Annotated in this window: 13 protein-coding genes and 1 tRNA gene; 4 read left to right on the top strand and 10 right to left on the bottom strand. The window is 38.6% G+C overall.

What is annotated here, in order from left to right:
- Positions 1-30: 30 nt before the first annotated feature.
- The 5 genes from IPO27_00870 to IPO27_00890 are packed head-to-tail and all read right to left on the bottom strand — an operon-like array spanning position 31 to position 4,994.
- Complete coding sequence (locus IPO27_00870; protein MBK8845163.1) at positions 31-630, bottom strand: hypothetical protein; 600 nt, start codon at positions 628-630, stop codon at positions 31-33.
- Complete coding sequence (locus IPO27_00875; GenBank protein ID MBK8845164.1) at positions 608-1,189, bottom strand: hypothetical protein; 582 nt, start codon at positions 1,187-1,189, stop codon at positions 608-610. Before IPO27_00875 ends, IPO27_00870 begins: the two co-directional genes overlap by 23 nt.
- A 4-nt stretch (positions 1,190-1,193) precedes the next feature.
- Positions 1,194-1,736, bottom strand: a complete 543-nt coding sequence (rfbC, locus tag IPO27_00880) for a dTDP-4-dehydrorhamnose 3,5-epimerase (protein MBK8845165.1) — start codon at positions 1,734-1,736, stop codon at positions 1,194-1,196.
- 13 nt (positions 1,737-1,749) lie between these two features.
- Positions 1,750-4,203, bottom strand: coding sequence for a polysaccharide biosynthesis tyrosine autokinase (locus IPO27_00885; GenBank protein ID MBK8845166.1), 2,454 nt, complete (start codon positions 4,201-4,203; stop codon positions 1,750-1,752).
- Positions 4,204-4,205: 2 nt separating this feature from the next.
- A complete protein-coding gene (locus tag IPO27_00890) occupies positions 4,206-4,994 on the bottom strand; it encodes a polysaccharide biosynthesis/export family protein (protein ID MBK8845167.1) in 789 nt (262 codons plus the stop codon).
- A gap of 651 nt (positions 4,995-5,645) precedes the next feature.
- Between IPO27_00890 and IPO27_00895 the strand changes: the two genes are divergently transcribed.
- From IPO27_00895 to IPO27_00905, 3 genes are read left to right on the top strand one after another with little or no spacing between them, the layout of a single operon-like run.
- Positions 5,646-7,745, top strand: coding sequence for a T9SS type A sorting domain-containing protein (locus tag IPO27_00895; protein ID MBK8845168.1), 2,100 nt, complete (start codon positions 5,646-5,648; stop codon positions 7,743-7,745).
- Between the two features lie 30 nt (positions 7,746-7,775).
- Entirely contained in the window at positions 7,776-8,501 is a 726-nt protein-coding gene (locus IPO27_00900) for a hypothetical protein (protein ID MBK8845169.1), read from the top strand.
- Complete coding sequence (locus IPO27_00905) at positions 8,474-9,631, top strand: T9SS type A sorting domain-containing protein (GenBank protein MBK8845170.1); 1,158 nt, start codon at positions 8,474-8,476, stop codon at positions 9,629-9,631. Before IPO27_00900 ends, IPO27_00905 begins: the two co-directional genes overlap by 28 nt.
- A 468-nt stretch (positions 9,632-10,099) precedes the next feature.
- Here IPO27_00905 and IPO27_00910 read toward each other — a convergent pair whose 3' ends face one another.
- Positions 10,100-11,425 carry a tail fiber domain-containing protein gene (locus IPO27_00910; GenBank protein MBK8845171.1) on the bottom strand — a complete coding sequence of 442 codons (1,326 nt, stop codon included), beginning with the start codon at positions 11,423-11,425 and terminating at the stop codon, positions 10,100-10,102.
- A 140-nt stretch (positions 11,426-11,565) separates the two neighbouring features.
- Here IPO27_00910 and IPO27_00915 point away from each other — a divergent pair.
- A tRNA-His gene (locus IPO27_00915) sits at positions 11,566-11,641 on the top strand.
- Positions 11,642-11,682: 41 nt separating this feature from the next.
- On the opposite strand, the gene IPO27_00920 is transcribed toward IPO27_00915, so the two are convergent.
- Genes IPO27_00920 through IPO27_00935 form a run of 4 tightly spaced genes read right to left on the bottom strand, consistent with a single transcriptional unit; the run spans position 11,683 to position 23,933 of the window.
- Positions 11,683-13,566, bottom strand: coding sequence for an OmpA family protein (locus IPO27_00920; GenBank protein MBK8845172.1), 1,884 nt, complete (start codon positions 13,564-13,566; stop codon positions 11,683-11,685).
- Positions 13,567-13,599: 33 nt separating this feature from the next.
- Complete coding sequence (locus IPO27_00925; GenBank protein MBK8845173.1) at positions 13,600-14,520, bottom strand: type IX secretion system membrane protein PorP/SprF; 921 nt, start codon at positions 14,518-14,520, stop codon at positions 13,600-13,602.
- A gap of 1 nt (position 14,521) precedes the next feature.
- Entirely contained in the window at positions 14,522-23,548 is a 9,027-nt protein-coding gene (locus tag IPO27_00930) for a gliding motility-associated C-terminal domain-containing protein (GenBank protein ID MBK8845174.1), read from the bottom strand.
- On the bottom strand, positions 23,541-23,933 hold the full coding sequence (locus IPO27_00935; protein MBK8845175.1) for a hypothetical protein: 393 nt from the start codon (positions 23,931-23,933) through the stop codon (positions 23,541-23,543). Before IPO27_00935 ends, IPO27_00930 begins: the two co-directional genes overlap by 8 nt.
- Position 23,934: the final 1 nt, after the last annotated feature.

A 23,934-nucleotide genomic window follows, 5' to 3' on the forward strand; every position in this document is an offset into this window, starting at 1 on the left:
AATATTTAGAGAAAAATAAACTTGCAGCTTTTATGCAACTTTAATTTTTGTTGCCCCTTTGCTTTTATCCGTGTCACGTTTTTCCATTATCATTTTTCGGTTGGCTGCATAAAAGAAAAACAATAGCAATGCTATAAAATAGATGGCAAAAATTACTTCATAATTTTTGTTCCAGGCATTGATAAAGTATTTAATAAAAAGCAACATGATGGTTGAGTTAGCAGCAATAATTGCAAACACGATAGCCACTTGCTTATCCGTCAAACCCATGTAAGCAAGGCTATGCGTAGTATGATCGCGACCGCCAACAAATGGCGATTTCCCTTGCCGCAATCGATTAACAACAACCACCGTAGTGTCTACTATGGGCAATACAAATGCAACTGCCACCGTAAGTACTCGTTTCATTATCGAAAAATCGGCTGAAAGATCAACATAGTAGTCGTTCCAAAAATAAATGATACCAAATGCTGAAAGAAACACGCCCAGAAACTGACTGCCGGTATCTCCCATATACATTTTGCTTGGGTTCCAGTTAAAGTATAAAAATCCGCAAAGTGAAGCAAGTACACCGGTAATGATTATCAAATGCAGGTTATTATAATCCTTATGTAAAATAATGAGACCCAAAAAATGCACACATAATGAAAGCAGAAACAGTGGTTGTTATTCCATCCATATTATCGAGCATATTTACACTATTCATAATTCCTACTACCCAAAACATGGTTAAGGCATAGTTGATGTAATTATTATCGAATATTTTTATGTACACCCCTGTTGCAATTAAAATAAAGCCACAAGCAAACTGAGCAGAAAACTTCAGAAAAGGCTTGGTGTTATAGGCATCATCGGCAAGACCCACTAAGAAACCTACAGCCATCGACAGAATAATTCCAATAAACGAATTGCTAACCGTGCTCACATTGACACCGGTATTAAAAAAGGCAAAGTATATGGCCACCGACATAAGGAAAAGTATATAAAAAGACAAACCTCCTAATACCGGTTTGGTTGTGGCACTCCATCGTATCACCTCTCCTGCTCCATTATTTTTTGTTCCTAGTGTATCGCTGAATTTCAAAAACAACTTATTTAATAAAAAGGAAAACAGAAGCGAAAAAATAAAATAGCTTCCATAAATAAGAAAGGTACTGGTGTGTAGTATGGATGTATTGATGTCTTGCATTTTTTTAAAAGACTTTAACCATCTTGGAAAACAATGGTAGGTCTAAATCTTTTTCGCTTAAGAGTGGGTTCGATATTTTCCAGGCGATAGCCAAATCAGCATCATTCCAAACAATTCCACTCTCTGCTTCTTTCTTATAATATTCTGAACACTTATACTGAAAAATTGTATTGTCTTCCAATGTCAAAAATCCATGTGCAAAGCCAACCGGAATATAAAGGTACTGTACCTTGTTGGCAGTAAGTTCAAATGAGATATGCTTGCCGTAGGAAGGCGATGAATTCCGTAAATCTACCACCACATCGAGCACGCTGCCTTGCACAACACGAATTAGCTTAGCCTGAGCATAAGGTGGGCATTGAAAATGCAACCCTCGCAAAACATTTTTTTGCGAAATAGACTCATTATCCTGAACAAAGTCATCTGTAACACCTACCTCCATAAATCTTAGTTTGTTATAAGATTCAAAAAAATGCCCGCGATTATCCTCAAAAATTCTCGGTGCAAGTAAAAGCAATCCATCTATCTGAAATTTTTCAACCAGCATAAATTACTTCAACTTAAGAGTCGCTCTTATTAAGAAATGGAATTGAAGACTTAATTCTTCCCATCAGGGAATTGTCTTGTGCGTCTTCTTCGTAATAGCCATACCCGTAGCCATACCCGTAGCCATACCCATAGCCATACCCGTAGCCATAGCTATACCCATAGCCATAGCCATATTTGAGTTTCGACATTTCGACACCGTTCAATATAACAGCTAATCTTGAAATCTTATTCTCATCCATTAGTTTATTGATATTGTGAATGAACATTTTTCGAGAATAGTTTGCTCGAACAATATAAATTGGATAATCAACTTTTTGAATAATTGGAATTCCATCACTGACTATTCCAACAGGCGGAAGGTCAATAATTATCATATCATAACTTTCCTTAAGCTTAACAATCATTTCATCCATGCGTGCGGCAAGAATAAGCTCTGAAGGGTTGGGAGGAATTGGGCCTGCAGTAATAAAATCGAGATTTTCAAGCGAACTATGGATAATGCAATTTTCTACCGAATCTTTGCCTATCAAAATTGTTGAAACCCCACGCAGATTCTCAGCATTAAAGCCAAGGTGAATTTTAGGCTTGCGCAAATCGAGATCCAGAATTATTACCCGTTTTCCTGAAAAAGCTATAACCCCAGCAAGATTAATAGCATTAAACGTTTTTCCTTCACCTGAAATGGTTGAAGTTACCGCCATTACTTTCTTAGGGCCTTCTACATTGATAAATTGTAAGTTAGTTCGAATACTCCTAAATGATTCCGAAATTATGGATTTGGGATTCTTATCAACCAATAATTGTGAAATAGGAATTGCGCGCTTATACTTTGGAACTATTCCCAATAATGCAGCATCGGTATATTGTCCAATTTCGTCAAGTGAGGTAATTTCGTTGTACATAAGGTACTTACTCACTATGAGAATAAAACTTGAAAAAATACCTAACAATAAGGCGGTACTTAGAATTAATGGTTTCTTTGGCGAAACAGGATAGCGAGGCGCTGCTGCTTGTTCAAGTATAATATTTTCTGCTACATACCCTGCTTTAATAATTGAAAACTCAGCCTTTTTCTCTAGTAAGAGTTCATAGAATTTTTCGTTTACATTAAACAATCGTTCAAGCCTGGCAAATCGAGCTTCTTGCTCCGGCAACTTATTTACAAGACCTTCTATTTCTCCAATTTGTTTGCGTGTAGCTTGAATTCTTGCGTTAATAATTTCTTGCTGATTAATTATTGACCTTACAATAAAACTTACAGTTGACTGAATTTGTGTATCGAGCAACTTATACGAACTGGTTTCGCTTGTTGTTTGTGCCAACATGCGATTTTTTTCATTCATCATCATTACTAACTGCTCAAGTAAATCTCCTATACCTCCCTCATCGCGAATACCAAAGAGTGACAACACCATTTGATTGGGTTCTTTGCTCAAGGATAATTCTTTTTTTAGATCATCGTAAATGCTGTATTCCAACTGCGCATTGATTAATGTTTGATGCAAAGCATTAAACTGATTTTGCAAGTTGGTAATAGTACCTGCTGGTGTAAAAACTTTAGTTTCCTTTTTAAAGTCCTGCAATGAATCTTCGCTATTATTCATCAGTAACTCTACATTTAAAATAGTACTATTAATAAACTCCAGTACTTTATTGGCAGTGGCATTATTTCGCTCAACATCGTAGTTGATAAATTCATTGGCTATGTTATTTACTACATCTGAACTTTTAGGCCCATTATAATCCTGCAATTTTATTTGCAGTGTGCGTGCTTCAGGGTTTACCACTGTTAGTTGCAACTTAGCAGCATAATCGCGCACAAGTGCTGCCATATCATTTAAGATAAAATAATACGAAGCGCCTCCTTTTATTGTTGCCTGATGTTCCAATATTCTTGGCCAATCGATGGGTATTACTTTGATGCGCAGTGCCGGCAAATCAACCCAGGTGTCTGCCTTATAGGTTGCTTTTAATTCTTCTTTGCCATCGTAATTTTTATACGAGATGGTATAGTTGTTTTTATCTACAAATTCAATATTAAAAGCTCTTCCAAAAATACTTGAATCTTTAATTTCATACCCTATATAAAAAGGACAAGAACGATACATCTCAAAATCGAGAACGGCACCTCGCAAAAAATAACTGATGTCGAGCGGCAATCTGACTAATGAGCGCTCTACAATCACTTTTGAACGAATCATTTCCATTTCGCTTGCAAGTCGCGAACGATCGTCATTCAGGTAATTGCTACTTATATCTAATATTTTGTTTGCTTTGTTTTCACTCGAAATTTTTATTAACGATGCCGCCTCAAAAGTAGGTTGTGTATACCGGATGAATAGAAAACCCGACAACATACAAACTCCGATAAAAAGCATTACCCAAATTACATTTTTGCGTGCAATGGTTGCAAATAACCGAAAATCGAAATCTTCGTTAAACTGGGTTATCTTTTTTTTAGGCATCCTTATTTGGAGTTAATTTGATTGATAAAATTATAGATCAGTAATCCGCTCGTTATGATTCCTACTATGGGGGCAACTTCGGCCAGTATTCCCTGCGATAGTCTTGGTACAGGTTCTACATAAATTATATCGTTTGCCTGTAGTAGCAAATTGCTTTGCCTTAGTCCCTCTACTGTACTTAAATCAATAAGTTGAATTTGTGGGTTTCGTGTATCACCGCGTATCAACTTTATTTTTCTGGCTTTTCCTGTTTGTGTTATTCCTCCAGCTATAGCTATTGCCTCTATCAGTGTTGTGTTTTCATTTTGCAACGGTATTACCCTTCCTAAGCCACCTGTGCCAGTAAATACGATAACTCTTCTATTTATAACATTAACAATTGCAAAAGGCTTTTTATAATAAACCGAATATTTTTCTTCAAGCATTTTTTCAGCTTCCGAAATGGTCATTTCTTTAATCTTTATTTTACCAATTTGCGGAAGTTTTACATTGCCATCCAAATCTACATCATATTGTATGCCACGTTCTATGGCCTGATTGTTTGAAAGGTTAAAAGAGGCATTTGGATTTCCTGAGGATATGGAGCGCTCGATGAGCTTTTCACCATCGTTGCTAAACAACGAAAATTCAATTATGTCGAAGGGTGCAATTCGGTACTCCACATTACCTATTGTTTGATCGGTGGTATAGGGGAAATCGCTTGGAGTTTTAAACATAATACTTGGGTTAATGGTTTTGCCACAACTGCTTAGTATAATTACCACCACTCCCATAAAAAATAAGTTACGCATAGATTTGTTTTAAGTTTAAGAGAAGGCAAAACTAACAAAAGTTTTTAGAATTGTTAATAACTAATTAAATGTAAAAAGCCAAGAAAATTTTGAGTCTTCCATTCGTTGCCAGATGTGGCCTCATTTGTTTATAGAGCTGCCAATATAAGTTGCTTATAAATGCTATTTTAACCGGAATACTTGCTCCTTGACAACCAAGTTACCTCCATAATGAGACTGGATTATGCACGTATTTACCCAAAGAATATTGCTTAAGCCACCCCTATTTTATCTCTCCATTTGAAATCAATTTAACACTCTTAGTTCATGAGAGCTTGCTTAATTATTTAAAATTTTGATTTTGAACTTGAAACCTATAACAAATCGCCTCTCAATAAAAAAGGCCTTTACTTACTTTCACATTGTTTTGTTTTGGCGAAGAGTAGCTGCATATTTTTAGATTAATAATTAAAAGCAAAATCCTGGTCGAATCTCGTAAGTGTTTTATTGAGGTTATGACCATTTTTTTCATAACTTATTAATTCTATTCGGCTTTTGAAATCGAACTGGCTAGTTGGTAATCGTTATCGATTTTTTAAAGGCCTCAAAAAAAATTTATGTAGATTTACAATTCTATTTAATAAGCAGTTTTACTTACTTTATAAAATCTCAATGAAAAATATTTATCGCCAATTTTTCCTGGCTATGTTATTTGTAATATCATTCGACTTGAGCCATGCACAATCTGATATGTGGACATGGATGAACGGAAGCAGTGGCGCAAATGCCTCAGGGGTTTACGGCACAAAGGGAGTAGCCTCTTCACTCAACACACCTCCTGCAATGTACGAGGCTTGTGAATGGACCGATGTGCAAGGAAATTTTTGGCTTTATGGAGGGTATAATAATTCGTCACAATTTTATTCTGACTTATGGAAATTTAATCCACTCACCAATGAATGGACTTGGGTTGAAGGACCCGGGGGAACAACAAACCAAATACCGTTACACGGCACATTGGGTATAGCATCCACATCCAATACCCCCGGAGCACGCGGCTGGGGCTTTGCCTCATGGATAGACTTAAATGGTTACTTATGGTTATTTGGTGGCTGGAGTCCTGCACTGAATGGCCCAATGAACGACCTCTGGCGTTACAACATAGCTACAAACGAATGGACATGGATGCATGGAAGTAACACGTCTAACACAACAGGGAATTATGGAACATATCAAGTGTCTTCGCCAAGCAACGATCCTCCACCACGATTTGAATGTGGAACAAGCTGGACCGATACAAATAATAATTTGTGGCTGTTTGGCGGTGGCGATAATGGTAATATTAATAATAACGATTTATGGAAATATGATATAGCAACCAATAGCTGGACATGGATGCATGGTTCGTCTTTAATAGGGGCACCGGGTAATTATGGAACATTAGGAGTAGCAACACCATCTAATACTCCTGGTTCGCGATTAAACTTTGCGCACTGGAAAGATTTGACAGGCAACCTTTGGTTGATGGGTGGTAAAACACCCAATGGATTTTATAACGATATGTGGATGTATAATACCAACACATTAATGTGGACATGGGTAAATGGAAATTCAAATTTAAATACTGCAGCCAACTATGTTTCAAATTGCACATCGGCAATTTCTGATATGCCCGGAGGACGTGGCGAAAACCGCTATTGCTGGACCGATGCTTGCGGAAAGTTTTGGATGTTTGGTGGTGCCAATAATAGTTATGGCACTTTCTTCAATGATTTGTGGCAATATGACCCAGCATTAAATTTATGGAGGAGAATAAATGGGAGTATCTCTTCCAATCAGGCTGGTAATTATGGAATTAAAGGCCTTGCGGCAGCGACAAATTTTCCATCTTCTCGATGGGGTGGCAATGCAGCTATCGATTTGCAAGGTAATCTTTGGTTGTTTGGGGGTTCTGAAAATTGGCCTACTTTTAAAAATGACGTATGGCGTTTCGTTCCTGATTCAACTTGTGGTGGTTGCATAAATGTTGCTCAAGCTCCAATTATAAACCTCCAATCAAGCGATACCATTTTTTGCGAAAAGCAATGCATTAATTTTACCGATCTTAGTACAAATAATCCTACATCGTGGCAATGGAATTTTACCGGTGCATTGCCCTCAACTTCGACCGACCAAAACCCAATTGGTATTTGCTATAACAACTATGGCAGCTTTGATGTTACGCTTATAGCCTGTAACAGCGGGGGTTGCGACACGTTGACTTTACCCGGCTTTATAAACGAATATCAAATACCAGCACCATCAATTACACAATCGGGCGATACATTGTTTTCGTCAGCAGCTGTTTCGTATCAATGGTTTAGTGTAGATAGTGGATCAATAAATGGTGCCACTAACTATTACTATATACCAACCTATACAGGAAGTTTTTATGTTATAGTAACAGACACGAATGAGTGTGAAGGTGCATCAAGTACTATTGTTATCACAAGGGTAAATAATTTTGAAAATCCCAATTTTCAATTTGAAATTATTCCCAATCCGTTTAACGATTTCATTATTGTGACCTTGTATTTAAAAAATCAAACTAACAAAAAAGTAGTAGTTGAAATAAAAAATACGTTGGGGCAAAGTGTTTACAATTCCGAATTAAATAATGAGAATAATAAATACACCAAAGCCATAAATTTATCATTTCTCGAAAAAGGAATTTATTTTGTTGAAGTGGTTGTAGACGGAAATAATTTGTCAAAGAAAATAATGAAGCAATGAAAATAAGTAATCGAAACTAAAAAATTAGAAATGAAAAAAGTAAAACATTTAATCGTAGCAATACTATTTCTGACTACTTACATGCCATTTGCAACTGCACAAAAACAAGCTTGGCATTGGTATTTTGGGTATAACGCAGGTATCGATTTTAGCTCTGGTGCGCCTGGTGTTGTTACCAATGGTGCTATCAATTGTTTAGAAGGTGTGGCTTCTATGAGTGATAGCCTTGGCAATTTACTTTTTTATACCGATGGTAGAAATGTATATGATGCTACTCACAATAATATGCCAAATGGATTTAATTTGTTGGGTCATACATCGTCAACGCAAAGTGCTGTAATAGTGAAAAAACCTGGCGCAAATAATTTGTATTATATTTTTACAATGGATTATAATCACGATGGATTAAGTGCCGGTGATGGTTTTAATTATTCAATAGTAGACATGAATTTGAATGGCTCACTTGGCGATGTGGTAACTGCAAACATGCCAATAAGAGCAAATGTTTTTGAAAAAATTTGTGCAACAAAACATGGAAATAATATGGATTATTGGATAATGATTAATGACTGGATTGATGATGATATATATGCTTACCTACTCGACTCTACCGGACTTAATTTGACACCTGTGATAAGCAATGCCGGGCCGTTTCATGGGCAAGATATTGGGCAGAGCGCAGGTTATTTTAAAGCCAATAGACAAGGCAATAAACTTGCATTGGCATTGTGGGCAAAAACTCGTTTGATATTTTAGACTTTAATAATCAAACAGGTATTGCAAGCAATCACATCATATTGCAAGCTCCCGACATGGAATACACTTATGGTGCAGAGTTTTCGCCCAGTGGAAAGTATTTATATGGCACCAGAATGAATCCTCCATCAAAATTATTTCAATTTGACTTAAGTGCCGGCTCACAAGTTGCAATATTGAATAGTAGAACTACCTTGGATTCCAATCTCAATTCTTATTATTATTCTGCCTTACAAATTGCCCCTGATTTTAAAATTTATGCTGCCCACCGCGATAACAATACCCTTGGAGTAATAGACCAACCCGATTCTGCTGCGTTGAATTGCAGCTATATTGACAATGCCGTTTATTTTTCAGGAAATATTTGCGCATCCGGTTTGCCCAATTTTGTGCCAGATTATGTTTTCCCAATTACGGCTACAATTCCAACGGCAAATCTGCAATCATCCGACACCATCTTCTGTGAAAAGCAATCCATCAACTTTTTTGATTTGTCAACTAATAATCCTACTTCATGGCAATGGTATTTTACTGGTGCACAACCTAATTCTTCTACGTTGCAAAATCCTAATGGAATATATTATCCAAACTATGGACAGTTTGATGTAAGCCTCAAAGTATGTAATGTTGGCGGTTGCGACAGTTTGTTTTTCCCAAATTTTATTGCTGAATTACAAAGCCCACCAGCGCCAATTGTAACTGTTAATGGCAGCATAATGTGCTCATCGCCTGCATATTCTTACGCATGGTACGAGACTTCTAGCTTATCTACCATTTTATCAACTACCCAATGTTTTCAACCACTAATACCGGGAGATTATTTTGTAATTATTGCAGATAGTAACGGTTGCAGTACACCTTCGGCTACCGTGATTATCACATCAATAAAAGAACATGAAACCAACCCTTGCAAACTATGGCTTAGTGGCACTAAATTAAATTTACAAAGTAATTGCATCACTGACCCTGAATCTTTTTTACAGGTATATGATGCACAAGGCAAAGAAGTTTTCAAATCGCAACTTTCATCATCGAGTGTTGACCTGCCCCTAACCAACAGTGGAATTTATTTTTATCGTTTGGTATCGCGCGGATTAGAATCGCAAGGGAAGTTTTCGTTTCTGAAGTAAGAGGTTCACATTTTTTTGACTCTTAGTTCGTTAGCGTTGTTGACTACAAAATCGCAATATTTGGATTGTATTCTACAAAAGTTATGTTTTTTTTGGAATCAATTCCAAAAAAGTCGTAAGTGCGTCCTGCTTCTTAGATCGTATATGGTGATAGATACAGTCCTGTCATTAGCCACGTAGTTATCTATTGACAACACATTGTGTGTCCCATTACTATTTCAAGACAATTCAGGAATGCATTTGTTCAACTGAGGGAGAGCAATATCACTGGGATAGGAAATGATGTGTATATGGTGTTGCAAAGTAAGCCACAACTAATCTATCGCATTTGAAAAGTCAAACTTAAAAACTAGTTCTGAATAATTTTTTATAGCCGGGTTGTTGGGTTACGTTTTCTTCAAAACGCTTGATATAAAAAATGCCTGCAACTTTTACATTGCAGGCATTACTATTATAGGATTTCGGGGTTTACTTAGTTACTAATACAGTACCATTGGCTATGATAGTTGTTCCAGATGTAACGCTGTATATATACGTTCCATCGGCAAGACCATCTGTACTTACGTTCATGGCGCGGTTGTTTATTTGTTGAGAATAAACTACCTTGCCTTCAGCGCTGATAATAGTAAGGGTGGCATTTGCTACATCAGACTGCATTACAAAATTGATATTAGTTTTTGCAGGATTTGGGCTTACAGTTACCAATGACGCTCCTGCTACTCCATTGCGTAAGCTATTTTGCTGAACAAGCTGCGCTATCGATTTTTCCATCAAAGCAATTTTTGCCTTCATTTCTTCAAGAGCCATATCTTTCGCTATGATTGCTTCTTGTTGTTGATTAACAGCGCTAACCAATACTGGAATTAACCCAATATAATTTACAGCATCAAACTCGTACGCTTCGCGAATCACGTTACCCTTGCGGTCAACCTTAGGAGGAATGGCCACAGACTTTACAAGCTCAGGAAAAGTTTGCGCAACATTTTCAGCAATCAAACCAATGTGACGGCCCATTGGAGCACTTAGTGGCACATCATGACGATACTCATAAGACGATGGCTTAATAGCTGCCAATTGATTTAAAGCACTTGTATAAGGAGTAATGTTTTGCTTAACTCGTGCATCCGAAGCTTGATAATAACGTACAGCAAACATATCTCCATTCATTATTCCTGCATAATCCAAGCCTGCAGTATCAGGAGGTGTATCGGTTGATCCATAAACACCATAATTTCTCCAGCCAAGCTCTGCGTGACCTTCAACTCCAATTGAAAAGTGACCACGTGTAGACTCGCCAAACACACCGGTTACAACAGGATTGTTAGCATTGGTTGTATCAGCTGCTATGGCGAAGCCACCTACTCCCGATACAGAACTTAACCCTACAACCCCATAAGAACCGCCTGTTCCGTAGGCACCTATCCATCCACCAACAGCATTCATACCAATTCCGTAGCCCGCTGCAGGTTCTGAATAAGCGTAAATAGCTTGAACATCTTTAGTTCCTACAAATCCAACAGTAGCGCTAAATGCAGGAAAGGTATCAGCAGCAAGCTTTCCTCCCAATAATTCAAGAGATGACTTTGGCGCAGCCACACCAATTCCTACCTTGCCATTGCCCATTATAGTCATTCGGGTTTTGTTGGCAGTAATTAATTTTAAAGGCTTAGAATTCAGGCTACCCAATTTTTCGGTACCGCCAAGTGTATTACCGGCAGTTAGCCAATTACCTTGCGCATTTACTTGTGTATAAGCAAAGGCTAATACGCAAGCGCTTAGAAATAATTTTTTCATAATTAATAAATTTTTTTTGATTAATAGTATGGCGAAGGTATCATTTCAATTGTTCCAAAAGCTAAATAAATTTAACCTGTGGATAAATAAATTTGCCTAGTTGTTTTTGTTTTTTTTTAGATTTGCACCCCGAAAAACATGGTGATTGTAGCTCAGTTGGTTAGAGCATCAGATTGTGGTTCTGAGGGTCGTGGGTTCGAGCCCCATCTTTCACCCTTCTTTCAAAAAAAAAGCCTCCTGTGGGGGCTTTTTTCATTTTATTCAAATGAAAGTACAGTTATCTCTACACGGTTATTATCCTCATGCTCTTCATCTATGCAAATAATACCATTCTTACAATGGTTGATTATTTTATTTTCACCTTCTCCTTTGGTTACAACTCGAGCAGCATTTATTCCTCTTCGCATAAGCGATTCTTTTAATGCTATTCCGCGTTCATTGGTAAGTTTAAGGTTAGATTTATCATCACTTCGCGAATCGGTATATGAAGTAATTTGTATTTTGATTTGAGGGTTTTGCTTGAGCATGTTTGCCAAATCGTCCAAGGCGGGATTGGTTGTTTTTCTATAAATAGTTGACTTGGTTTCGAACCTTATTTTTCCATTAATTTTTGGCTTGTTCAAAATAATATGATCAAGGGCCACAGGTACATCCAACACCTCCGATGATTTTTTTCCTAACGTACTAATATCAAACTCTGCACTGTAATAGCTTTTATCACCTACATATACTTTATAATTCATTTCCAAATCAAGTTTGTATTTAAACTCCCCTTTGGCATCCGCTGCAAATGTGGTATCTATTCCGGCATTGTTGTAAATTCTAATAATAGCTTGTGGTATAATCTCACCATCCGGAAAACCGGTAACTTTGCCGGCAATACTTATTTGTGGCGGCAGTTTTTTTATAGAATAAATCTTGTCAACTTTACTATTCCTATTGGAAGTAAAATAACCTTCATTGTTTTTATTTATAATGATTGCAAAATCATCGGCAGCGCTGTTTACAGGGTGGCCAAGATTGTAGGTATAAGCCCACTTGTCTTCCTTAAGTTCTGCACTATAGATATCAAAGCCTCCCAACCCACCATGACCTGTACTCGAAAAATAAAGTATGCTGTCACCTACTATAAAAGGAAATGCTTCATTGCCAAGGCTGTTTACCTGACTTCCCAGATTTTCAGGTTTCGACCATCGCCCATTTATAAAACGCACACGGTAGATGTCAGTGCCTCCATATCCCCAGGGCATATCGCTTGCAAAATACATGGTTTGACCATTGCTTGCCATAGCAGGATGAAAAGAAGAATAGGTGGTCGCATTAAATGAAAGTTCTCCGGTTGTTTTCCATGTATTATTATCGAGTATTCCTTTGTAAATCTTCAGGATACTTTCGTCTTTGTTATTCTTCGAAATTTTGTTTTTATCGTAATTATTCCGGGTAAAATAAATGATACTAAAATCTTTATTAAACACACAAGGCCCTTCATTATAGGGGGTGTTTATTTCATCACCAAAAGGTACCGGTATTGACCACACACCCTTATCTTCTGGTTCGGTAACGTATAGGTCGTAATACTTTTGCCCTGTCCAAGGCGAACGATAATTTTTTGATTGGGCAGAAGGTCGGTCACTTACAAACACTACGCCATCTTTGTAAAATGCGGCACTATAAGAATTGACATTAGTCGCATTAAAAGGAGCCTCACTAATAATATACAATTCCGAATCTTTGTGGTACAACATAATTGAATCGCATGCTGCCTGCAGTTCTTTGGCTCTTGGATCATTCATACTGGTATTACTCAGATAAGAGCCAAACCAGTTTTTAGCATCCTTATATCTCCCTGCTTTCATTAAAGATTCTGCATAATAGAGTCTGTGCTGGGCTTGACAGTTTTTTAAGGTCACTATCTTACCATAGGTTGCAATCGACTTATTATTATTACCGGTCAAACGATAGCAATCACCTAACTTAAAAATCAAGTCAGGATATTTATTTTTATCACTTACTCTTTCAAACTTCTTTATAGCATCTGTATAAGCAAGTTCATTATAGTAAGAAACTCCTGACCGGTATCGTATAGTGTTACAGTTACTAAATACAACAGCTAGTATTAAAATCAGTACATTCCTAAGCATTTTTTTAATCAACATAATCGGGGCAACCTCCTTTTAAAAATATCTTGGGTTTTTTATTTTTAATATATCATATCCAAAATCGTAACCAATGGAAATTTCATGACTTCCAAAAGTAGTGTTTTGTAGGCGCGACAATGTATAGTCAAATGAGTATCCTAATCTTAATTGTCTTGATGTTTGATACTCTAACAACACGGTTATGGCATCACCACTTCGATACCCTGCCCCAACCCACAATATTTTACTAAACAATAAATTCAGATTAATATCATATTGAACCGGAGCAGCTTTAACATACTTAAGCAAGACCGAAGGTTTAAAATCAATATCATTTTTGCCTTCTATTACCATTCCCGTGTGAAGGTAATAATGCGGTGTGGGCCTATGCGCTGCCGCCACCTGATCGCCACCTTTTGTTCTGTTATAATAGCTGATTATTTGAGGTACAGATAGCCCCGCATAATATTTCTCATGATAATAATATGCACCTGCCCCAAAATTAGGTAGGGTAATACTAATGCTGTTGGCATTATACACGGCATCACCCGCATCCCAAATTACCGCATCACTCAATTGCGACCGTATAAAACTTGCGCCACCACTCAAACCCATGCTAAATTTTCCCCGAGGCAATGAAATATGATAACTATAACTTCCGTAAACATCCGATTGCGAAACAATACCTGCGCGGTCATGATTAAAAACAAATCCTAATCCACTCTTCTTATCTTTCAAAGGACCATGCCAGGCAATACTTTGCGTAAATGGAGAGCGGTCAACACCTACCCACTGTTTGCGAGTGATTGAGTTTAAAGTCATATAAGGCCGCGACCCTGCATAGGCAGGATTAATAGTGAGCCCATTAAATATATACTGCGAAAATAACGGATGTTGCTGGGCCTTTACTTTTACAAATAAAACCACTAAAATTATTATTGCAATTAATTGTCTCATTTTACCTCCTTATATCTACAAAATTTGTGAAGTACTTCTTAAAACCTGCAATTTTAATCGTAACATAATATGTTCCTTCGGGTAATATATCTCCATCAAGATTGGTTCCGCGCCACTCATTGGCGTAGCTTTTCTTTTCATATACAATATTACCCCAACGATTGTAAACAATCAGGATATTGTCAGGATACTCTAAAACTCCTTTAATCACATAATACTCGTTAAAATTATCACCATTAGGTGAAAAACCGGTTGGAAACTCTAATGGAGACAAGCAATCTATCGAATCCTTAACAAAAATATTTACTTCATCTGTATCAACGCAAGCTCCGTTTACTACTATCCATTGAAAACTATTATTCCCCTGATTTAATTGAAATGCTTGTGTGGTCGATTTAGTGCTGTCAAAAACAATAGCACCACCTGACGAAACAATCCATGCTCCAAAACCGAATTGAGGTGCAGTTGCATTGAGCAAAACTTCGTTTTCGCAAATCTCCCGATCGGTACCTGCAATGGCTGTTACTCCATCCAAAACATTGACCAAAACCTGCGAGGTATCCTTACAACTGCTGCTGTCAGCAACAATCCACAAATAGGTACTAATTCCCTGAGGAAGATTATAAACATTACTTGTATTAGATGTTACATTACCAAAATTGCCGCCTCCATTTAAAATAGCCCAAAATCCATATCCATAGGATGGATTAACTGCACCTAAAACTACAGAATCTACTCCGCAAATTTCAATGTTACTACCTGCATCTGAACTTAATGCTGGGGGCTCGGTTAAATTAAATACAACAGTTGCCGTGCAATTATTGGCATCTGTAACAACTACCGTATATGTTCCTGCAGCAAGGCCATTTACTGATGATGAAGTAGACCCAATACTCCATAAATAGTTATAAGGAAATGTGCCTCCGGAAACGCTAATTGAAATACTACCATCACTTGCTCCATTGCAACTGATATTATAAAGTGGGGGATTGTTTATTGCAATTTGTGAATTAATGACCATTGCATTCGGCTCAGTAATTATAACTGTCTCGATGGTCTTACATCCTGCATTATCAGTCACTTCCAATACATAACTTCCGGCAGTTAAGCCACTTAAGGTATAATTGGTACTGCCATTACTCCACAAGGTGGTAAATGGGGGCGAAATGCCACTAACACTTACAGCAATATATGCGTTGGCTCCACCGATACAAGTAACCATATGAATACTGTCTTGCTGAATAGCAGGGCCTGATGTATTACTAACATTTACAATGGCAGTTTTGGAACAATTTTTTGCGTCTGTAACGGTGACAATATAACTGCCGGCAAACAAACCTGAAACAGAACTGGATGTGTCGTTAACAGATGTTGACCATAAAAATGTATAGGGGCCTTGCCCACCAAATAAATTAATTACACTAGCTGAACCATTGGCCGTATTGCAAGGTGAATTTTGCACCTGCACTGTAAACTGTATTTCGGTAGGCTCATTAACATTAAACTGCTGCACCAAGGTACAATTGTTGGCATCAGTCACGGTTATGGTATATGTGCCGGCTGCTATGCTGGTAAGGTCTTCGCTGGTAACACCATTACTCCATAAAAATGTATATGGTTGTTGACCAGAACTAACTGTAATATCAATGCCTCCATCTCCTGCATTGAAACAGGTCAAATCGGTAACACTATCATTAGAAATTATAGGAGCCGGAGTGGTAGCAATTGCAACACTTGCACTGGCAGTGCATAAATTATTATCTGTAATGGTAACTGTATATACTCCAGGAGGCACTCCATTAATTGATTGAGTAACAGAGAATACGTTCCACTGATACGAATAATTTGGTACGCCTCCATTAACTATTACAGTTGCTGAACCGTTAGGAAGAGCACATCCGGCAGGGGTACTAGTAAATGAAAGATGAATAGAATCCGGCTGAAAAACTGTATCCGAAATTATCATTACGCACCCCAATGCGTCAACAATGGTCAACGAATAGACACCAGCAGGAATATTTAATATATCTTCATTCGTATTTCCATTATTCCAAAGATATGAATAAGGCTGTGTACCTCCTGAAGTTGAAACAAATATTGCCCCATTAGCGCCACCTGCACAGCTAACATGTTTGATCGAATCAATGCTCAATACCGGAGCATTTGCATTACTAACATTTACAGTGGTCTGCTTGGTGCAACCAAGCTGATCAGTAATGATAACATCGTATGATCCGGGAAGCAATCCTGACAACGTATCGTTGGTGCTATTATCAAATGGCCAAAAGTAGGAATATGGAGTGATACCTCCTGCAGCGCTCACATAAGCAACACCAGTGCTGCTTCCACATGCGGCATTGATCGAACCAGGTGTTAAAATAATCTCAGGGTTTTCATTTACGCTTATTTGAATTAATGAAGTACACCCTGCAAAGTCTGTTACCGTAACACTATATGTTCCTCCCGCTATTCCGGATAAATCGTCAAGTGTTGATCCATTTGACCATACATAGCTGAACGGCTGATTTCCTGATGCAGTAATATAGATAGCGCCTGAATTACTTCCTCCGCACACGACATTTATAACAGAGTCTACCGCAATAACCGGTGCTCCTACCGCAAACAAATTAAAAGAGACCGACTTACTGCATCCGTTTATATCAGTAACCGTTACTGTATAGGTACCTTGCGCCAAGTTACTTAAGACAGCATCCGTATTTCCATTATCCCAAAGATATGTATATCCTGCTGTGCCTCCGGAAGACTGTGCAGTTATTGATCCATTGGCAGTGTTACAATCAGGAGCAACTGATTGTAAGGCAATGGAAATGCTATCGGGCTGTGTGATATTAAATACTGCCGAATCTTTGCAGCCGGCCGAATCGGTTACTAATACCGAATAATTTCCTGCAAGTAACGTTGTTATATTTTGGCTTGTGGCCCCATTCGACCACTGATAGTTATACAAAGGAATTCCATTCAATGCAGTGATATAGATGCCTCCATTGGATTCTCCATAACACTTTTCATTTATAATGGAATCGGTCACTACTTGTATATTGGAAAGCAACCCAATCACAATACTATCTTCAAACACACATCCATTTAAATCTGTAACGGTGCATGTATAAGTGCCTGACCCTACTCCGGAAATACTATTTATGGTAGCTCCGTTCGACCAGTTATACGAATAAGCTTGTGTACCTCCGCTAACATTTATAGTGGCTGATCCGGTTGCCGAACTGCATGCAGATGCTACCAATTGAAATACTGCGCTAAGCGCAGCAGGTTGCCCAATATTGAAAGTTGTATCGAAACTACAGCCATTAGGACCCGTTATGGAAAGAGTATATAGACCCGCTGCTACTCCGGTCAAATCTTCTGTAGTTGCACCGCCTGTCCACAAGTAACTAAACAAAGATGAGCTTTGCACATTTAGATATACGCCTCCATCGCTCCCTCCGTTGCACAGTGGCTGAACTATTGAATCAACTATAAATAAAACCTTGTTCAAACTTGGAACCGAAACGGTATCGCTAATGATGCATCCGTTAATATCTGTAACTGTTAGGGCAAATAATCCTGCACTAAGCGAACTAATAGTATCACTACTTGAACTAGTACTCCACAAATAAGAGTAAGGCTGACTTCCATTTATGATGGCTGCTGAAATAGCTCCGTTCGAAAGTCCACAATTTGCAGGTACAACACTGAATTGAATTTGCATTGCCAGTGTTTGCGAAATAATAATTGTTGAATCTGTTTGGCAATTATTAGAGTCAGAAATGGCAATGGTATAAGTACCGGCTGGCACTCCTATTAAGTCTTCCAAGGTATTTCCATTCGACCAGAGGTAAGATAACAACCCATTACCTAAAGCAGAAATATAAATGGCAGCATTGGAATCACCAGCGCATAAGGGCTCAATTATCGAATCGATTACAATACCCGGAGAGGCAAGATTGATTAAATTAAATGTGGTTGTGGTAGTACATTGCTGATTGTCTGTAACCGTAACCGTATATACTCCCGCAGGTAAACCAGAAATCGCAGAAGTGGTAGCGTTGTTACTCCATAAATAAAAATACGCACCTGATCCACCGCTCACTATAGATGAAATGCTTCCATTCGGGTTTTCACATGTTGCATTAGTGATGTTTGAAGATATAGAGATGGGATAAAATCCAGGTACGATTATGGTGTCAGTAGAGCTGCATCCATAGTTATTGGTAACGGTTATAGTATATAAGCCGGGCAGCAAACCACTTAAATCCTGCGTAGTAGCTGCATTGCTCCACAAATAAGTGAAAGAGATGCCACCCGTAACAAGGATATCAATTGCACCAACAGGATTACCTGTACAACCAATGCCGGTAACCGAATTAAATGCTATAACAGGATCTGGAGCCTTGCTAATATTCACTGTATCACTCTTAAGACATCCATTACCATCAGTCACAGTGACAGTATATGTTCCAGTATTTTGACCTACAATTGAATTCAAGGTAGATCCGGTGCTCCATAAATACGTATAGGGTGAAACTCCGCCCGAAACATTAACTGAGGCCGTGCCATCTATGCCAAAACATGAAACAAGGGTGCTGTTCATTCCTAAACTGAGCGGCAAAGGTTCAATAATTAATGTGTCTTCGTAAACACTACAGTTGCTTGCATCAGTCACTGTAATAAGCACCAAACCTGCTAATAGTCCATTGGCAACTGAAGTAGTACTTCCGTTTGACCATAAGTAGGAATAGGGTGATGTTCCCCCGGTTACAAAAACAGAAGCATAACCATCACTTCCTCCAAAACAGGAAACATGTTTTACTGAGTCGAAAGTTATTACCGGGGTTGCTAAGGAAATAATAGTTACCGAGGCTGTTTTCGAACATAAATTACCGTCAGTTACCGTAACCGTATATACTCCAGGCAATAGTCCGGTAATGGTGTTTGTTGTGTTGCTGTTGCTCCATAAATAGGCTAAGCTGCCGGTTCCTCCGCTCGCTGAAGCGATGGCTACCCCGTTTGGAGCATTGCACGTTACATCAACCTTGGCAATTAATATATCAATTAGAGCAGGCTCAATAATCAATTGCGATAATGTACTTGTGCATCCATTGGTATCAGTTACCGTTACTGTATACGTTCCTGAAGTTATCAGGCTTATATTCTGGGTAGTCGCAGCATTACTCCATAAAAAATTAAGATTGCCCGCACCTGATGCATTAATATTGATAAACCCGTTGCTTCCTCCATTACAGGATGGACTTCCTATGTTTTGAATAGTTACCACCGGACCATTTATTTGCTGCAAGGAAACCGAAGAAATTACAGTGCAACCGTTGCTATCTGTTACCGTTACAGTATACGTACCAGCCGCCAAATTATTGATAGCAGATGTTGTAGCTGTATTTGACCATAAGAAACTGTAAGGGGTTGTCCCTCCGCTAACACTAGTAGTTATTTGCCCATTATTACTACCGCAAATTGCATTCAGTTTTGTCAGAACTACAGATAAATTTGCAGGCTGAGTTATATTTACAATTAAGGTGTCTTTGCATCCGTTAGCGTCTGTTACCGTAACAGTATAGCTACCTGCAATCAAACCTGCTAGGGAGGTAGTGGTGCCACCTGTAGACCAAAGATACGAATACGCTAATTGTCCGCCCGAAACTGAGACGGTTACTGAACCATTGTTACCTCCATTGCAACTGACATTTACTTGAGACTGCACAGCAAGTTGGGGAGTAGATAGCGCAACAATCGTTTGTGATCCAGACTTGGTACATCCTTTTGCATCAGTAACAGTAACAGTATATGTTCCTGCTGCAAGCCCGTTCTGACTGGCATTCGTATTATTATTCGACCATAAATAAGTATATAATGGTGTACCTCCAATCGCGGTAACGCTCACTAATCCGTTTTGAATGCCGCAGGTTAAGTTGGTTCCTGCTAACAATAAATACAATGAATCGGGCTCAGTCAAAAATTGTGTCGCAGTATCCTTGCAGCCTAAAGAATCTGTAACAACAACCGAATAATTACCTGGAGCTAAATTACTTTGATTTGCTACTGTTGATCCGTTGCTCCATAAATAGGTATAAGGTAGGGTTCCGGAACTTACATTGATGTTGATTACACCATTATTAAATCCATAACAGCTAATATTTGTAAAAGAAGCTATAGACAGGTTGGGTGGAGGAAAATAGATTACTGAAATTGATGTGGTTTTTGTACAAGAATTTTGGTCTGTTACTGTAACCGTATAGATTCCGGAAGACAGACCGTTTAACGTTTGAACGCTTGCTCCTGTTGACCATAAAAAAGTCAATAACCCTGTACCACCGGAAGCAGATACTGTTATACTGCCATTGTCATTTGTGCATATTGCAGGATTCACTGAAGTAACAATATTTATTGAATCAGGCTGTATAATTGTTTGCACAACTACAGATGAGCAATTATTCGTATCTGTCACCGTAGCAGTATACGTTCCCGAAGGAATAAAATTATTATTTAATGTAGTTGTACCATTCGACCAAATCACACTATAAGGCGGAGCACCTCCACTTACTGAAATTACTATAGAGCCACTTGAGTCGCTATTACATGAATTATTTGTAAATCCGGTGACCAGGGCAATCGGCCCATTGGTGTTTAAAATAACTACAGAGGATGATACACTGCAATTAATTGCGTCTGTAACGGTAACAGTATAAGTGCCGGCTCCTGAAGGCCCCGTGGTGTTAGTCGTACTGCCGTTGGACCAGTTATATTGGTATGGGCCAACTCCTCCCGCGGCCAGAACACTCGCACTACCGTTTGCTTGCCCGCACAAACTATTTATAGAACTAGTACTGAGTATAATCTCCGTTGGCTCAGTTATGGTTTCAGATGCAGAGCTTGTGCAGCCTAGCGCATCGGTCACAGTGACTGTATAGGTACCTGCCACCAAACTAACCACATTCTGATTGGTAATTGCATTACTCCATAAAAAACTGTAGGGGGCAACACCACCAACCGGAGTACAACTTATGGCTCCAGTATTTGCTCCATAGCATAGCGCATTTTGAATTACATTCATTTGCACACTGAAACTTCCTGCATTCCCTATTTGAACTGAATCAATAGCAATACATCCATTTACATCTGTAATAGTTAAGGTGTAAGTGCCAGCAAATACATTCGTCAACTGCGAGTTGGTGCTACCACTCGACCACAAATAGCCGTATGGGCCTACCCCTCCGGTAACTGAGGTTAAAACAGATCCATTCTGCAGATTACACTGTGCATTGGTGACATTAAACTGCACTTCAATACTATCATCAATTTGTATACTGTCTGTAAGAATTGAAATGCATCCGGCAGCATCGGTAACTGTTACTGTATAAATGCCAATTTGTTCATTTAACAAATCCTCATTGGTCGATCCATCCGACCATAGAAAAGTATAAGGAAATGTTCCGCTAGTGCATGTAATATAGATTGAACCATTGTTTGGCCCATTACATAAGGGCTGATTTATTGAATCCACAACTATAGATGGGCCATTTATATTACTTAAACTAACAGTTGCTGACTTTGAACAACCATCAAAGTCTGAAATACTGACTGTATATAAGCCAGCAGGAACATTTGAAACAGTATCATTTGTACCACCGGTGCTCCATAAATAGGTGTATGGCGCAGTTCCTCCACTAACATTTACACCAATACTCCCATTAGATAGATTGCATATTGGAGAAGTTGAGTTGAATGTAACTACCAAAGAATCGTTTTGCAAGATTGATTCACTAAAATTTTTTGTGCAACCATTTACATCAGTTACCAAAAGGGTATATAATCCAACTATCAAACCTGTCATACTTAATGTAGTGTTTCCATTGCTCCAGAGATAAGAATATGGTGATGTGCCTCCGGAAACCTGAATTGTTATTGAGCCATTGCTACCACCGTAGCAAGTAACATCATTTTTGTTGATTAAATCAATCTGCAAAAATAATGGCTCTGTAATAGTTGTATCAATTGTCACAGAACAGTTATTAACATCTTTTATGGACAATGTATAGGTTCCTGCAGAGACGTTCGTTAAATTCTGGTTGGTTGCACCATTGCTCCAGTTATAGGTATACCCACCAGCGCCTCCGCCAACAAAAACATTGATTGAGCCATTGTTTTGCCCATTACAGCTAACATTACTAACATTAGTTATTGCCCCAATTAAATTTGGCGGCTGAGTAACTACATACGAAACGGCCTGAATACATCCTATTGAATCGGTCACGGTAACTGAATAATTCCCACTAAGCAAAGAAAAAATGTCCTGCATGGTTACTCCATTTGACCATAAATAACTATAAGGTGGAGTGCCTCCTAAAACTGAAATTTGAATACTTGCAGAACCTACTTGAAAACATGGTGAGTTAATTAATGTGTCAAGTTGTATAATTATAGAGTCTGGCTGCGAAATCAACTGTTGAAGTGTTGTTGTACAACCATTGATATCTGATACAGTAACTAGGTATAGGCCAACTCCAATATTTGTAATATCCTCCGTTGAGCTACCATTACTCCATGTAAACAAATATGGAGGTGTCCCACCTGAAACGCTAATAAATATTGAACCGTTCAAAGCACCATGGCAGTTCGGATTTGAAGTACTGTCCAAATCAATTATAACTCCCGAAACGGATAAAATTATCTGTGAGGTTGTTATAGTACATCCATTCACATCAGTTACCGTGACTGTATAGGTTCCAACTGCAAGACCTGTTTGGTCTTGTAGCGTTGAACTATTGTTCCATAAATAACTGTAAGGGGTAGTGCCTCCGGTGGTCGTTATGCTGATTGTTCCGGTAGTTCCTCCATTGCAAGCAATGTTGGTAAAGCTGCTTACCGCTACACTTAATACTGCAGCAGCGGTTAAGGTTTGTGACACGGTTGCAGTACATCCATTTACATCGGTTACCGTGACTGTATAGGTTCCGGCTGCAAGACCAGTTTGGTCTTGTAGCGTTGAACTATTCATTCATAAATAACTGTAAGGGTAGTGCCTCAGTGGTCGTTATACTGATTGTTCCGGTAGTTCCTCCATTGCACGCAATGTTGGTAAAGCTGCTTACCGCTACACTTAATCCTGCCGCACCGGTCAAAGTTTGGGACACGGTTGCAGTGCATCCATTCACATCAGTTACCGTGACTGTATAGGTACCAACTGCAAGACCTGTTTGGTCTTGTAGCGTTGAACTATTGTTCCATAAATAACTGTAAGGGGTAGTGCCTCCGGTGGTTGTTATGCTGATAGCTCCGGTAGTTCCTCCATTGCAAGCAATGTTGGTAAAGCTGCTTACCGCTACACTTAATCCTGCCGCACCGGTCAAAGTTTGGGACACGGTTGCAGTGCATCCATTCACA

Source organism: Bacteroidota bacterium, assembly GCA_016714535.1.
In the GTDB taxonomy this organism is placed as follows: Bacteria; Bacteroidota; Bacteroidia; order AKYH767-A; family OLB10; genus JADKFV01.

Excerpts from the sequence above, each read along its gene's own strand:
- IPO27_00885 (MBK8845166.1), bottom strand. The coding sequence starts at position 4,203 with ATGCCTAAAAAAAAGATAACCCAGTTTAACGAAGATTTCGATTTTCGG.
- IPO27_00895 (MBK8845168.1), top strand. The coding sequence starts at position 5,646 with ATGAAAAATATTTATCGCCAATTTTTCCTGGCTATGTTATTTGTAATA.
- rfbC (MBK8845165.1), bottom strand. The coding sequence starts at position 1,736 with ATGCTGGTTGAAAAATTTCAGATAGATGGATTGCTTTTACTTGCACCG.
- IPO27_00875 (MBK8845164.1), bottom strand. The coding sequence starts at position 1,189 with ATGCAAGACATCAATACATCCATACTACACACCAGTACCTTTCTTATT.
- IPO27_00910 (MBK8845171.1), bottom strand. The coding sequence starts at position 11,425 with ATGAAAAAATTATTTCTAAGCGCTTGCGTATTAGCCTTTGCTTATACA.
- IPO27_00920 (MBK8845172.1), bottom strand. The coding sequence starts at position 13,566 with ATGCTTAGGAATGTACTGATTTTAATACTAGCTGTTGTATTTAGTAAC.
- IPO27_00930 (MBK8845174.1), bottom strand. The coding sequence starts at position 23,548 with ATGAATAGTTCAACGCTACAAGACCAAACTGGTCTTGCAGCCGGAACC.
- IPO27_00925 (MBK8845173.1), bottom strand. The coding sequence starts at position 14,520 with ATGAGACAATTAATTGCAATAATAATTTTAGTGGTTTTATTTGTAAAA.
- IPO27_00890 (MBK8845167.1), bottom strand. The coding sequence starts at position 4,994 with ATGCGTAACTTATTTTTTATGGGAGTGGTGGTAATTATACTAAGCAGT.
- IPO27_00900 (MBK8845169.1), top strand. The coding sequence starts at position 7,776 with ATGAAAAAAGTAAAACATTTAATCGTAGCAATACTATTTCTGACTACT.